At 71.6% G+C, this 12,942-nt stretch carries 10 protein-coding genes; 6 read left to right on the forward strand and 4 right to left on the reverse strand.

From position 1 onward, the window contains the following. The first annotated feature begins 63 nt into the window (after window positions 1–63). The 3 genes from ACZ4NB_RS31000 to ACZ4NB_RS31010 all read left to right on the forward strand — a co-directional run bounded on the left by ACZ4NB_RS31000 (window position 64) and on the right by ACZ4NB_RS31010 (window position 4,655). Window positions 64–765, forward strand: coding sequence for a GNAT family N-acetyltransferase (locus ACZ4NB_RS31000; RefSeq protein ID WP_467666359.1), 702 nt, complete (start codon window positions 64–66; stop codon window positions 763–765). A 105-nt stretch (window positions 766–870) separates the two neighbouring features. Then, window positions 871–2,637, forward strand: a complete 1,767-nt coding sequence (locus ACZ4NB_RS31005; RefSeq protein ID WP_467666360.1) for an IucA/IucC family protein — start codon at window positions 871–873, stop codon at window positions 2,635–2,637. A 41-nt stretch (window positions 2,638–2,678) separates the two neighbouring features. Then, window positions 2,679–4,655, forward strand: a complete 1,977-nt coding sequence (locus ACZ4NB_RS31010; protein WP_467666361.1) for an ATP-dependent DNA helicase — start codon at window positions 2,679–2,681, stop codon at window positions 4,653–4,655. 147 nt (window positions 4,656–4,802) lie between these two features. Here the strand turns inward: ACZ4NB_RS31010 and lexA are convergent, their stop codons facing one another. Continuing rightward, the gene (lexA, locus tag ACZ4NB_RS31015; RefSeq protein WP_393496662.1) at window positions 4,803–5,603 is read right to left on the reverse strand and encodes a transcriptional repressor LexA; all 801 of its coding nucleotides are present in this window, start codon (window positions 5,601–5,603) and stop codon (window positions 4,803–4,805) included. A gap of 547 nt (window positions 5,604–6,150) precedes the next feature. Here lexA and nrdR point away from each other — a divergent pair. Both nrdR and ACZ4NB_RS31025 read left to right on the forward strand, forming a co-directional pair. Continuing rightward, window positions 6,151–6,681, forward strand: coding sequence for a transcriptional regulator NrdR (gene nrdR, locus ACZ4NB_RS31020; protein WP_384434346.1), 531 nt, complete (start codon window positions 6,151–6,153; stop codon window positions 6,679–6,681). Between the two features lie 124 nt (window positions 6,682–6,805). Beyond that, a complete protein-coding gene (locus ACZ4NB_RS31025; RefSeq protein ID WP_467666362.1) occupies window positions 6,806–9,673 on the forward strand; it encodes a vitamin B12-dependent ribonucleotide reductase in 2,868 nt (955 codons plus the stop codon). Between the two features lie 62 nt (window positions 9,674–9,735). Here ACZ4NB_RS31025 and ACZ4NB_RS31030 read toward each other — a convergent pair whose 3' ends face one another. Next, on the reverse strand, window positions 9,736–11,004 hold the full coding sequence (locus ACZ4NB_RS31030; RefSeq protein ID WP_467666363.1) for an MFS transporter: 1,269 nt from the start codon (window positions 11,002–11,004) through the stop codon (window positions 9,736–9,738). Between the two features lie 197 nt (window positions 11,005–11,201). Here ACZ4NB_RS31030 and ACZ4NB_RS31035 point away from each other — a divergent pair, with 197 nt between their 5' ends. Then, complete coding sequence (locus ACZ4NB_RS31035) at window positions 11,202–11,714, forward strand: CGNR zinc finger domain-containing protein (RefSeq protein WP_467666393.1); 513 nt, start codon at window positions 11,202–11,204, stop codon at window positions 11,712–11,714. 126 nt (window positions 11,715–11,840) lie between these two features. Here the strand turns inward: ACZ4NB_RS31035 and ACZ4NB_RS31040 are convergent, their stop codons facing one another. Both ACZ4NB_RS31040 and ACZ4NB_RS31045 read right to left on the reverse strand, forming a co-directional pair. After that, on the reverse strand, window positions 11,841–12,362 hold the full coding sequence (locus ACZ4NB_RS31040) for a TerD family protein (protein ID WP_467666364.1): 522 nt from the start codon (window positions 12,360–12,362) through the stop codon (window positions 11,841–11,843). Next, a complete protein-coding gene (locus ACZ4NB_RS31045) occupies window positions 12,359–12,850 on the reverse strand; it encodes a TetR family transcriptional regulator C-terminal domain-containing protein (RefSeq protein ID WP_467666394.1) in 492 nt (163 codons plus the stop codon). The genes ACZ4NB_RS31040 and ACZ4NB_RS31045 overlap by 4 nt, the downstream gene beginning before the upstream one ends. Window positions 12,851–12,942 lie beyond the last annotated feature (92 nt).

The following is a 12,942-nucleotide window of genomic DNA, read 5'->3' on the forward strand; positions in this document are numbered from 1 at the left end:
GGCGCCGGCCTCCCGTGACCCACAAGGCCCCGCGGGAGCCGGCCACGAGAGGAGAGCGTCGCCGTGCCACCCACCGAATCCGGCCTCAGCTCCAGCTCCGACGACACACAGGACCGCCGGCTCCCGCCGGACTTTCGCGCGTGGCCCGCCGGGGGACACCGCCGCCCGACACCCTCCGGCCTCCCGGGCACCGGCCAGCTGCTGGACGACCTGGCGGGCTGGGGACCGGCCGACACCACCGCCGGGCCGTTCGAGCTCGTCCCCGTCCGGCCGGCCCGCGACCTCGACCGGATCACCGGCTGGATGAACGATCCGGCAGTCGCGGCCTTCTGGGAGCTGGCCGGCCCGCCCGGGACCACCGCCGCCCATCTGCGCGGCCAGCTCGACGGCGACGGCCGCAGCGTGCCCTGCCTCGGTGTGCTGGCCGGCGTCCCGATGAGCTACTGGGAGATCTACCGCGCCGACCTGGACCCCCTGGCCTCCCACTACCCGGCCCTTCCCCACGACACCGGGATCCATCTGCTCATCGGCAGCGGCGCCGACCGCGGCCGCGGCCTGGGCGGCACCCTGCTGCGCGCCACCGCCGACCTCGTACTCGACCGCCGCCCGCAGTGCACGCGGGTCGTCGCCGAGCCCGATCTGCGCAACACCGCCTCCGTCGCGGCATTCCTGACCGGAGGCTTCCGCTATTCCGAAGAACTCGAACTGCCCGGGAAACGTGCGGCGTTGATGATCCGCGACCGCGGCCACCGCCACCTGCACTGACCCCGGGGCCGTCCACCGCCGTTCCCGATCCGGTCCGCCGTCCACCGCGCCGCCCCGGTTGTCCCCCGTACGTGCCGGAGCGGTCCCGCTTCGAGGAGTCCCGTCTTGCCGCCTGAGCCCCAGCCTTCGCACAGCGCCTGGCAGCACGCCGCGCGTCGACTGTTCGCCAAGATCCTGGCCGAGTTCGCGTACGAGGAAGTCCTCACCCCCGAGCCCGACGGCGCCGCCCCGGACGGCACCCCGCAATACCGCCTGCCGGTCACCGACGAGCTGGTCTACCGCTTCCGCGCCCGCCGGGGCGCCTACGGGCACTGGCGCGTCGACCCCCACTCGATCACCCCGGAAACCGACCCGTTCCACTTCCTCAGCCACGCCCACGACACCGTCCTGGGCCTGTCCGGCGACACCACCGGCCACCTCATCCGCGAGCTGACCGCCACCCTCGCCGCCGACACCCGCCTCGACGCCACCGCCCTCAGCGCCGCCGAACTCGCCGACCTCGACTACGCCGCCCTCGAAGGCCACCAGACCGGCCACCCCTGGCTCGTCGCGAACAAGGGACGGCTCGGCTTCTCCGCCACCGACGCGGCGACCTGGGCCCCGGAAGCCCGCACCGCCCAGCGCCTGCCCTGGCTCGCCGCGCACCACCGCCTCGCCCACTACCGCGGTATCCCCACGCTCGCCACCCCCGATCGCCTCTACGGCGAGGAGCTGACCCCCGCCACCCGTCACGCCTTCGCCCGCGCCATCGCCGACCAGGGCCAGGACCCCGCCGACTACCTCTATCTCCCCGTGCACCCCTGGCAGTGGGACGAGACCATCGCCCCGCTCTTCGCCCCGCAACTCGCCGACAGATCCATCATCGCGCTGCCCACTGACAACGACCTCCGCCTGCCGCAGCAGTCGATCCGCACCTTCCTCAACATCAGCCGGCCCGAGGCCCGCACGGTCAAACTGCCGCTGTCCATCCTCAACACCCTCGTCTGGCGCGGTCTGCCCACCGAGCGCACCCTCGCCGCGCCGGCCGTCACCCGCTGGGTCCACGGACTGCGCGACGCCGACCCCTACCTCAGCGACGAGACCCGGGTGATCCTGCTGGGCGAGACCGCCTCCGTCACCGTCGAGCACCCGCTCTACGACCGGCTGCCCGGCGTCCCGTACCAGTTCAAGGAGTTGCTGGGCTGCATCTGGCGCGAGCCGATCAGCGGCTACCTCGACCCGGGCGAGCGCGCCCGCACCCTGGCCGCGCTGCTGCAGACCGATCCCCGTGGGCGCGCGCTGACCGCGGAGCTGGTGCACCGCTCGGGGCTGCCCGCGCGCGAGTGGCTCGGCCGGCTCTTCGCCGCGCTGCTGCCGCCCCTGCTGCACTTCCTCTACCAGTACGGGACGGTGTTCTCCCCGCACGGCGAGAACGCCATCGTGGTCTTCGACGAGCACGACGTCCCCACCCGCCTCGCGGTCAAGGACTTCGTCGACGACGTCAACACCAGCTCCCAGCCGCTGCCGGAGCACGACTCCATGCCGGACGACGTCCGCACGGTGCTGCTGACCGAACCGCCCGCCTTCCTCACCCAGTTCATCCACTCCGGCCTGTTCGTCGGCGTCTTCCGCTACCTGGCGCCGCTGTGCGAGGACCAACTGGACGTTCCCGAGGCCGAGTTCTGGTCACTCGTACGGGCGGAGATCCTGCGCCACCACGAGCGCTTCCCCGGCCTGAAGGAGCGGCACGAGACGTTCGACCTGCTCACCCCGCGGATCGAGCGGCTCTGCCTGAACCGCAACCGTCTGCATGTGGACGGTTACCGCGACCGCCACGACCGCCCGCACGCCGCCGTCCACGGCACCGTCCCCAACCCCCTGCACGCCCCGTGACCGGACCGGCTGTCAGTGGTCCCGCGTAGGCTTGCCACGCTATGACGAAGCCCTCCCTCCCCGATCTGCTGCACGCCGCCGTCACCGCCGTCGGCGGCACCGAGCGCCCCGGCCAGGTGGCGATGGCCGAGGCCGTCGCCGAGGCCGTGGACGATGCGGCCCACCTCCTCGTCCAGGCCGGCACCGGCACCGGAAAGTCCCTCGGCTATCTGGTGCCGGCGCTCGCCCACGGCGAGAGAGTCGTGGTCGCCACGGCCACCCTCGCGCTGCAGCGCCAGCTGGTGGAGCGCGATCTTCCGCGGACGGTCGACGCGCTGCATCCGCTGCTGCGCCGCCGCCCGGAGTTCGCCATGCTCAAGGGCCGCTCCAACTACCTGTGTCTGCACCGCCTCCATGAGGGCGCCCCGCAGGAAGAGGAGGACGGCCTCTTCGACGTGTTCGAGCAGGCGACGCCGACCAGCAAGCTCGGCAAGGACCTGCTGCGGCTGCGCGACTGGGCGGACGAGACCGAGACCGGCGACCGAGACGCCCTGACCCCGGGCGTCTCGGACCGCGCCTGGGGGCAGGTCTCGGTCTCCTCCCGGGAGTGCCTGGGCGCGTCGAAGTGCGCCTATGGCGCGGAGTGCTTCGCCGAGGCCGCGAGGGAGCGTGCCAAGCTCGCCGATGTCGTGATCACCAACCACGCGCTGCTCGCCATCGACGCGATCGAGGGCGCGCCGGTCCTCCCGCAGCATGAGGTCCTGATCATCGACGAGGCCCATGAGCTGGTCTCCCGGGTCACCGGCGTCGCCACCGGCGAGCTCACCCCCGGCCAGGTCAACCGCGCCGTGCGCCGGGCCGCCAAGCTCGTCAACGAAAAGGCCGCCGACCAGCTCCAGACCGCGGCCGAGACCTTCGAGCGGCTCATGGAGCTGGCGCTGCCCGGCCGCCTGGAGGAGATCCCCGAGGACCTCGGCTACTGCCTGATGGCGCTGCGGGACGCCGCCCGTACGGTCGTCTCGGCGCTCGGCTCGACCCGCGACAAGTCGGTCCAGGACGAGGACGCCGTCCGCAAGCAGGCCCTGGCCGCCGTGGAGAACGTCCACGCCGTGGCCGAGCGGATCGCCAACGGCTCCGAGTACGACGTGGTCTGGTACGAGCGCCATGACCGCTTCGGCGCGTCCCTGAGGGTGGCGCCCCTGTCGGTCTCCGGCCTGCTGCGCGAGAAGCTCTTCGAGGACCGCTCGGTGGTCCTGACCTCCGCCACCCTCAAGCTCGGCGGCGACTTCAACGGCGTCGCGGCCTCCCTGGGGTTGTCCCCCGAGGGCATCGAAGGGGAGGACGTCCCCCCGTGGAAGGGCCTGGATGTCGGCTCCCCCTTCGACTACTCGAAGCAGGGCATCCTCTACGTCGCCAAGCATCTGGCCCAGCCCGGCCGCGAGGGCAGCCGCACCGACATGCTCGACGAGCTCGCCGAGCTGATCGAGGCGGCCGGCGGCCGCACGCTCGGCCTGTTCTCCTCCATGCGCGCCGCCCAGGCCGCCGCCGAGGAGCTGCGCGGCCGCCTGGACATGCCGATCCTGCTCCAGGGCGAGGAGACCCTGGGCGAGCTGATCCGCACCTTCGCCGCCGATGCCCGTACGTGCCTGTTCGGCACCCTCTCCCTGTGGCAGGGCGTCGATGTGCCGGGGGCGAACTGCCAGCTGGTGGTGATGGACCGGGTGCCGTTCCCGCGTCCCGACGACCCACTGATGAGCGCCCGCCAGAAGGCCGTGGAGGAGGGGGGCGGCAATGGCTTCATGGCCGTCGCGGCCACGCATGCGGCGCTGCTGATGGCTCAGGGCGCCGGACGCCTCGTGCGCGCCACCGGAGACCGCGGTGTGGTCGCCGTGCTGGACCCCCGCGTCGAGCGGGCCCGCTACGGCTCCTTCCTGCGCAGGTCCATGCCGGACTTCTGGTACACCACCGACCGCAACCAGGTCCGGCGCTCGCTGGCGGCGATCGACGCGGCGGCGAAGGCGGCGGAGAGCCAGGCATGAGGCCGCGGGCGCCGGTACCGCAACCATGAAGTGGGCAGCCCCCACCGGGCAGCAACCACTTCCGTGGGAGCGGCGCCGGCTCAGGCGCAAAAACAGCGGGCCCCGAGACCGGCGCAGTGGTCCCGGGGCCCGGTCGTGAGGGCTGGGTCAGACCCGCCGGAGTACGGCCACCACCTTGCCGAGGATGGTCGCCTCGTCGCCGGGGATCGGTTGGTACGCGGCGTTGTGCGGCAGCAGCCACACATGGCCGTCCTCGCGCTTGAAGCGCTTGACGGTGGCCTCGCCGTCCAGCATGGCGGCCACGATGTCGCCGTTCTCGGCGACCGGCTGACGGCGGACGGTGACCCAGTCGCCGTCGCAGATGGCGGCCTCGATCATGGAGTCGCCGACGACCTTCAGCACGAACAGTTCACCGTCGCCGACGAGCTGGCGGGGGAGCGGGAACACATCCTCGACCGACTCCTCCGCGAGGATCGGGCCACCGGCGGCGATCCGGCCGACCAGTGGGACATATGACGCGGCGGGCTTGCCCGCGGTCTCCGTCGCCGCCGTCGTGGGCTGGTCGGAGCCGCGGACCTCGTAGGCCCGGGGGCGGTGCGGGTCGCGCCGCAGGAAGCCCTTGCGTTCGAGCGCCATGAGCTGGTGGGCGACGGACGAGGTGCTGGAGAGCCCGACGGCCTGGCCGATCTCGCGCATCGACGGCGGGTACCCGCGCCGCTGCACCGAATCCCTGATCACCTCGATCACCCTGCGCTGGCGGTCCGTGAGCCCCGAGCTGTCGGCCCGGATCCCTGGTGGCCGTCCGGGCAGCGAGCGGGCGGGCTTCTGCTCTTCGGAGTCCAACGTGGCGTCGTCCATCGGCGGCCGCTGTGCCTTCTGCTGATGCTCGAACCGGCTCTGGGAGTGGCTTTGTGCGGTGATGGTCGCGCTGTCTGCGGTGGTGGTCACGTCGGCCCCTCTCGAAATGTTCTCCCTAGTTAGCCAACGGTAGTTGCTTTCGAAAGGTTGCGCCAAACACACGTTCGAGTGAAATATTCACCGATTGGCTGACCCGATCAAGTCGCTGGGTGTATAGCCGAATGGCAATTCGGGGCTCCGGCGTTCGCTTCCGCCGCGACTCCCGATCGGCCCCAGAGCCGGGGTGCCGACGCTCGGAGGTGTGCGCCGAGCCGGGCGCCGCAACCGGGGCCGATTCTTCCATCCCCGCCCCGCCGCGCCGCCGCCCGGGTGGCTTCCCGTACCCTCGTGGGCGACCGCCCGGCCCGCCTCCATCGCGACACGCGGTAGGCGGATGTAAGCGGCCCGGCACCACATCTAGTGGTTGGATGCGTGCGGTCGCCCAGAAGTTGTGGTGCCTGGTCCTTCGGGGCCCCCGGTATCGCCTATGCTGGAGACCGCTCCGAAGGGCCCTTGCGGACCGGCGGAGGTTATTCGTCGTGCGCCGGGATCGATGGCGTACGTACGTCCGTATAGCGAGGGTGAGGAGGGTGGAGCCATGCACTGCCCCTTCTGCAGGCACCCAGACAGCCGGGTCGTCGACAGCCGCACCACCGACGACGGGACGGCGATCCGCCGGCGCCGCCAGTGCCCCGACTGCTCCCGCCGTTTCACGACCATCGAGACGGCATCGCTGATGGTGATCAAGCGGAGCGGGGTCACCGAGCCCTTCAGCCGCAACAAGGTCATCGCGGGAGTGCGCAAGGCGTGCCAGGGCCGCCCGGTCACCGAGGACGCCCTCGCCAAGCTCGGCCAGCGGGTCGAGGAGGCGGTGCGCGCCACCGGCAGCGCCGAGCTGTCCACCCATGACGTCGGGCTCGCCATACTGGGCCCGCTGCAGGAACTCGACCTCGTCGCGTACCTGCGCTTCGCGTCCGTCTACCGGGCGTTCGACTCGCTTGAGGACTTCGAGGCGGCCATCGCCGAGCTGCGGGAGCAGCGCGAGCAGGGACCGCCCGGGCAGGAATGCGGGACCGACGGGAAGGCCGGCGGCCCGGCCGTCCCCGTGCCCGCCACCGCCGCCGACTGAGCTCGGCGCACATCCAGGATCCGTATCGGGGCGAGAGCAGGGCGTCCCGGTACCAGCAAGACACACACCGTGCCACGGAATGCGTGCGCACATATGGGCGTTTGCCCGTATACAGGGAGGCGGAATGACAGAGACGACGAGCGGCCCGGCACGAGGCTCCCGCGCCAAGGGCAGCAAGGCGAGCAAGGGTCTGCGTATCGAGCGCATCCACACCACCCCCGGCGTGCATCCGTACGACGAGGTGGAGTGGGCGCGCCGTGACGTCGTCATGACCAACTGGCGCGACGGCTCGGTGAACTTCGAGCAGCGTGGCGTCGAGTTCCCCGACTTCTGGTCGGTGAACGCGGTCAACATCGTCACAAGCAAGTACTTCCGTGGCGCGGTGGGCTCCCCGACCCGCGAGGCGAGCCTCAAGCAGCTCATCGACCGTGTGGTCAAGACGTACCGCAAGGGCGGCGAGGAGCACGGCTACTTCGCCTCCCCGGCGGACGCCGAGATCTTCGAGCACGAGCTGGCGTACGCCCTGCTGCACCAGGTCTTCAGCTTCAACTCGCCGGTGTGGTTCAACGTCGGCACCAAGCAGCCGCAGCAGGTCAGCGCCTGCTTCATCCTCTCCGTGGACGACTCCATGGAGTCGATCCTGGACTGGTACAAGGAAGAGGGGATGATCTTCAAGGGCGGCTCCGGCGCCGGCCTGAACCTCTCCCGCATCCGCTCCTCCAAGGAGCTGCTCTCCTCCGGTGGCAACGCCTCCGGCCCGGTCTCCTTCATGCGCGGCGCCGACGCGTCCGCCGGAACGATCAAGTCGGGCGGCGCCACCCGCCGCGCGGCGAAGATGGTCGTCCTGGACGTCGACCACCCGGACGTCGAGGCCTTCATCGAGACCAAGGTGAAGGAGGAGGAGAAGATCCGCGCGCTGCGCGACGCGGGCTTCGACATGGACCTGGGCGGTGACGACATCACGTCCGTCCAGTACCAGAACGCCAACAACTCGGTCCGGGTCAACGACGAGTTCATGAAGGCCGTCGAGACCGGCTCGAAGTTCGGCCTGCGCGGCCGGCTGACCGGTGAGGTCATCGAGGAGGTCGACGCCAAGGGCCTCTTCCGCAAGATGGCCGAGGCCGCCTGGGCCTGCGCCGACCCCGGCATCCAGTACGACGACACCATCAACCACTGGCACACCTCGCCGGAGACCGGCCGCATCACCGCGTCCAACCCCTGCAGCGAGTACATGCACCTGGACAACTCCTCGTGCAACCTCGCCTCGCTCAACCTCCTGAAGTTCCTGCGCGACGACGACCTGGGCAACCAGTCCTTCGACGCCGAGCGCTTCGCCAAGGTCGTCGAGCTGGTCATCACCGCGATGGACATCTCCATCTGCTTCGCCGACTTCCCCACCGAGAAGATCGGCGAGACCACCCGGGCCTACCGCCAGCTGGGCATCGGCTACGCCAACCTCGGCGCCCTGCTGATGGCCACCGGCCACGCCTACGACTCCGACGGCGGCCGCGCGCTGGCCGGTGCCATCACCTCCCTGATGACCGGCACCTCGTACAAGCGCTCCGCCGAACTGGCCGCGGTCGTCGGCCCGTACGACGGCTACGCCCGCAACGCCGACGCCCACAAGCGCGTCATGAAGCAGCACTCCGACGCCAACGGCACCGCGGTGCGCATGGACGACCTGGACACCCCGGTGTGGGCCGCGGCGACCGAGGCATGGCAGGACGTGCTGCGCCTGGGCGAGAAGAACGGCTTCCGCAACGCGCAGGCCTCCGTGCTCGCGCCGACCGGCACCATCGGCCTGATGATGGACTGCGACACCACGGGCGTCGAGCCGGACCTGGCCCTGGTCAAGTTCAAGAAGCTGGTCGGCGGCGGCTCCATGCAGATCGTGAACAACACGGTCCCCAAGGCGCTCAAGCGGCTCGGCTACCAGCCCGAGCAGGTCGAGGCGATCGTCGCCCACATCGCCGACCACGGCAATGTCGTCGACGCCCCCGGCCTGAAGCCCGCGCACTACGAGGTCTTCGACTGCGCCATGGGCGAGCGCGCCATCTCCCCGATGGGCCATGTCCGCATGATGGCCGCGGCGCAGCCCTTCCTGTCCGGTGCGATCTCCAAGACGGTCAACGTCCCGGAGTCGGCCACCGTCGAGGAGATCGAGGACGTCTACTTCCAGGGCTGGAAGCTCGGCCTGAAGGCGCTGGCGATCTACCGAGACAACTGCAAGGTCGGCCAGCCGCTCTCCGCCAAGAAGAAGGAGGAGGAGAAGAAGGCCGAGGTCGAGCCGGTCGCCGAGAAGAAGGTCGTCGAGTACCGCCCGGTCCGCAAGCGCCTCCCCAAGGGCCGTCCCGGCATCACCACCTCCTTCACGGTCGGCGGCGCCGAGGGCTACATGACCGCCAACTCCTACCCGGACGACGGTCTCGGTGAGGTCTTCCTGAAGATGTCCAAGCAGGGGTCGACCCTCGCGGGCATGATGGACGCCTTCTCCATCGCCGTGTCGGTGGGCCTGCAGTACGGCGTCCCGCTGGAGACCTACGTCTCGAAGTTCACCAACATGCGGTTCGAGCCGGCCGGTATGACCGATGACCCGGACGTGCGGATGGCCCAGTCGATCGTCGACTACATCTTCCGCCGCCTGGCGCTGGACTTCCTGCCGTTCGAGACCCGCTCGGCGCTCGGCATCCACTCCGTCGAGGAGCGCACCCGCCACCTGGAGACCGGTTCGTACGAGCCGGCCGACGACGAGGTCGACGTCGAGGGCCTGGCCCAGTCGGCGCCGCGCCAGCTGGACCCGGCCCCGGTGGCGAAGAGCGTCGAGGAGGCCGCCCCGGCTCCCAAGCAGGCGCACACCAACGCCGAACTGGTCGAGATGCAGCTGGGCATCAACGCCGACGCACCGCTGTGCTTCTCCTGCGGCACGAAGATGCAGCGGGCCGGCAGCTGCTACCTGTGTGAGGGCTGCGGCTCGACCAGCGGCTGCAGCTGAGTGTGAGCGGGCCGCGCGGGAGAGGGTTTCCCGCGCGGCCCGCGCGCTGAGCCGGCGGTGGCTCAGCGGCTTGTGGAGGGGACCGGCCTGGTGCCGGTCCCCTTCGCCGTGTCCGGGGAGCCGCCGGGTGCGCCGGTCCGCGGGCGGACGAGCGTGTAGAGGAGCGCGGCGCCCAGTTGGACGGCGGCGACGGCGAGCAGCAACAGGGGCGGCGGCACCGCCGCGGCCGCACCGACCAGGCCGGCCCCGCAGGCCGCCGCGGTGATCTTGAGGCCCGCCCCCAGGGTGAAGACCTGTGCCCGGGCGCCCGGTGGGGCGTGCGCCGCCCGGATGCGGAAGGTCGCGGTCAGCAGCGGACCGTCGCACAGCCCCGCCAGGACGAACAGCGCGGCTTCGGCGGTGGGCGAGGTGATGAGTGCTGCGGCGGCGAGTGCGAGGCCGGTGCCGCACAGGGCGAGCGTGACGAGCCGTTGATCCGGCAGGGGCGGCCGCCACCTGGCCACCGCCAGCGATCCGAGCAGCGCCCCGATGGCGAACGCGGTCATCAGGGCACCGCCGGCTTCCGGGTGGCCACGGTGGCCGGCGAGCAGCACCGCGGTGGTGGGCAGGGCGCCGATTCCGACGAAGGCCAGAGAGGTTCCCGCGGTGATCGCGCGCAGTTCACGGAGGTGCCGCACCGCCCGCAGCCCCGCCGCCAGGTCGGCGCGGAGCGTGCCGGCCGACGCGGCTGCTGTGTCGTGCCGGGTCCGGCCGTACGGCAGACCGGTGGCCAGCACGGCCGCGACGGCCGCCGCACCACCGAGGAACATCGTCGCGGCGGCGGGGGACGCCACGGCGGCCAGCGCGCCGACCGCCGCGGGACCGGCCACCGACGCGGCGCTGTAGGCCGCGGCGTCGAGCGCGTAGGCGCGGTCCCGGCCTGCTCCCGCGGGCAGCAGCGCGGCGATCAGGCTGGACAGCCCGCCGGAGACGACCGGCCCGCAGGCGCCACCGGCCAGGGCGACGGCGAGCGTCACCGGGGCGGGAGCGCGCCCGACGAGCAACGACAGCGCGGCGACGGCCGCGGCGAAGCCGCCCAGCGCGCCGAGGTAGCACAGCCGGGGGCGCCGGGCCCGGGTGACGAGGGCACCCACCAAGGGGGCGGCGACGACATGCGGCGCCATCCAGGCGGTGAGGACGAACGCGCCCTGGGACGCGCTTCCGGCGCGTTGCAGCGCCATCAGGGCCACCGCCACGGACGTCCCTTCGTCCGCAACGCGGGCGAGGAAGGCGATGGCCAGATAGAGCGGGAGTCCTGATCGCGAGGCTGAGGGGGCGGAGCGCTGGGACATGCGCATCTCCAGTGGACGGCGTGCGACGGGATGGCGCGGCGGCGAGTGTAACGGCTTATAGTCGTAAGACGTTACAGGGTGAGGGTAGGCGGGCTCGCAGGAAGGAGAATGGAGCCTCGGAAACGAGCCACGGGAATGGGGTAGCCGTGAAGGGTGACGTGACGTTGCGGCAGGGCTTCCGGCCCGCCGAGCGGCTGATGGACCTCGTCAACGCGGTCCGAGCGGAACCGGACCTCTCCCGGGAGGCGCTGGCCGAACTGCTCGCGCGCCACGGGGAGAGCCCGGATGATCTCACCGAGCGGGAGTTCTCCGGGCGCGACGCCGAGGGCCTGAGGGCGGCAGCGGCCCGACTGGCCGCCCTCCTCACCGAGTCCGACACCGACCGGGCCGCCCACGCCATCAACGCGCTGCTGGCCGAGTGCGGCGCCCGCCCGCACCTCTCCCGGCACGGAGGGCACCCCTGGCATCTGCATATCGACCGGGGCGAGGAGGCGGGCTGGGCCGAGTGGTTCCTTGCCTCAAGTGCCCTGGTGCTGGCCCAGGTGCTCACCGAATACGGTCGGGCCCCCTGGGGCGAGTGCGCGGCCGCCCGATGCGGCACGCTCTATCTGGGCACCGGCCCCGGGAGCGCCCGCCGTTACTGCTCCACCGCATGCGCCTCCCGGGAACGGGTCGCGGCGCATCGCCGCCGTAAGAGGGCGGGGGGATGACGGAGGGGCGGGGGAGAGAGGCGGCCGACCGCCGCACCCCTCTCGTGCCGATGTCCGGCCGCCTCCTCGGTGGAGCACTGCCGGTCTGGTGCCGAATCGCCGCTTGCGTGAGCGCGGGGGGCGCGGTCAGCGCCCCATCAGCCCGGCGAAGGTGTCCGGGTCGGCGTCGAAGCCCTGGAGCGCGGAGTGGAACCGCCAGTTGCCCGCCTCGTCCCGGGTGAACTCGGCGACCTTCGCCGCGGTGGACCGCGCGACCTCGGCGAAGTCGTACGACGCCAGTTCGGTGTACCCCTCGCGGATCAGCGCCTCGGTGTTCTGTATGTCGCCGAACGCCTTGCGGCTCCCGTCCTGCTGGATGACCACTCCGACGACCACGCGGCTGTAGGCGTCGGACAGCCGGTTCAGTTCCAGCGTCATGATCTCGTCGAAGCCGAACCCCTGGCCGGTCCGGCTGTCCCGGTTGAGGGTGATGGTCCCATCGGGCGACCGGCTGCCGAAGGCCACCAGATAGGCGGGGTCGCCATGTGGGGCGTCGGTGGAGTAGGTCGCCGCGATGATGTCGAGGTCATTGTCCGGCGTGCCCATGGGGCTGGGGTCCCACTTGAGCGTTACCTCGACCTTCTCGATCCCTTTGTTGAGCGTGCTCACCGGGCTTCCCTTCCGTCATCTCCCGGGGGCGCGGCTCGACCCACGCGGCCTCGCGGACACCCCCAGGGCTTCCCCTTGGCTGACCATCGTGCCACGCCCCGTGCTCCCGGGGTGGCTGAACTGTCCCTGGTCAGAAGCGGATTGAGGGCCATGGCGCTGGCTGGAAAGTGCCCCTCCGGCCCATGGGGCGCCGATCCGTTCAGGTGGCGCTCGTGCCCCAGAGGCCGGTGGGGTGGCCGTCGAGGAGGTCCAGCCCCTCGGCGGGGGAGAGACGGCCGATCAGGACGTGGGCGGCGCGGGCCGTCGGCGAGGGCGAGGAGGGTGTGGGCCGCCCGGCCAGGGGCGGGGGTAGGGCAGGTCTCGGAGATCGACCGGGTGAACACCGCAGGAAGGCCGGTGTAGTTGGTGCGAAGGATTTCGGCCAGCGACGGACTCGCGGCTGCCTGCGCCACGAAGGCCAGCGGGACCCGGCCTCGGTCCGTCGGCATGCCCCCGGTGGCCGTGCCCACCGGGGTGGTGGACGGGCTTCCGAACGGCGGGCAGACGATCGCGTGCCTATCGGGAGGACCCGTGCTTGGAG

The sequence above is a fragment of the Streptomyces sp. NPDC026575 genome, assembly GCF_055567415.1.

Excerpts from the sequence above, each read along its gene's own strand:
- nrdR (WP_384434346.1), top strand. The coding sequence starts at position 6,151 with ATGCACTGCCCCTTCTGCAGGCACCCAGACAGCCGGGTCGTCGACAGC.
- ACZ4NB_RS31025 (WP_467666362.1), top strand. The coding sequence starts at position 6,806 with ATGACAGAGACGACGAGCGGCCCGGCACGAGGCTCCCGCGCCAAGGGC.
- ACZ4NB_RS31010 (WP_467666361.1), top strand. The coding sequence starts at position 2,679 with ATGACGAAGCCCTCCCTCCCCGATCTGCTGCACGCCGCCGTCACCGCC.
- ACZ4NB_RS31030 (WP_467666363.1), bottom strand. The coding sequence starts at position 11,004 with ATGTCCCAGCGCTCCGCCCCCTCAGCCTCGCGATCAGGACTCCCGCTC.
- ACZ4NB_RS31045 (WP_467666394.1), bottom strand. The coding sequence starts at position 12,850 with ATGCCGACGGACCGAGGCCGGGTCCCGCTGGCCTTCGTGGCGCAGGCA.
- ACZ4NB_RS31035 (WP_467666393.1), top strand. The coding sequence starts at position 11,202 with ATGGACCTCGTCAACGCGGTCCGAGCGGAACCGGACCTCTCCCGGGAG.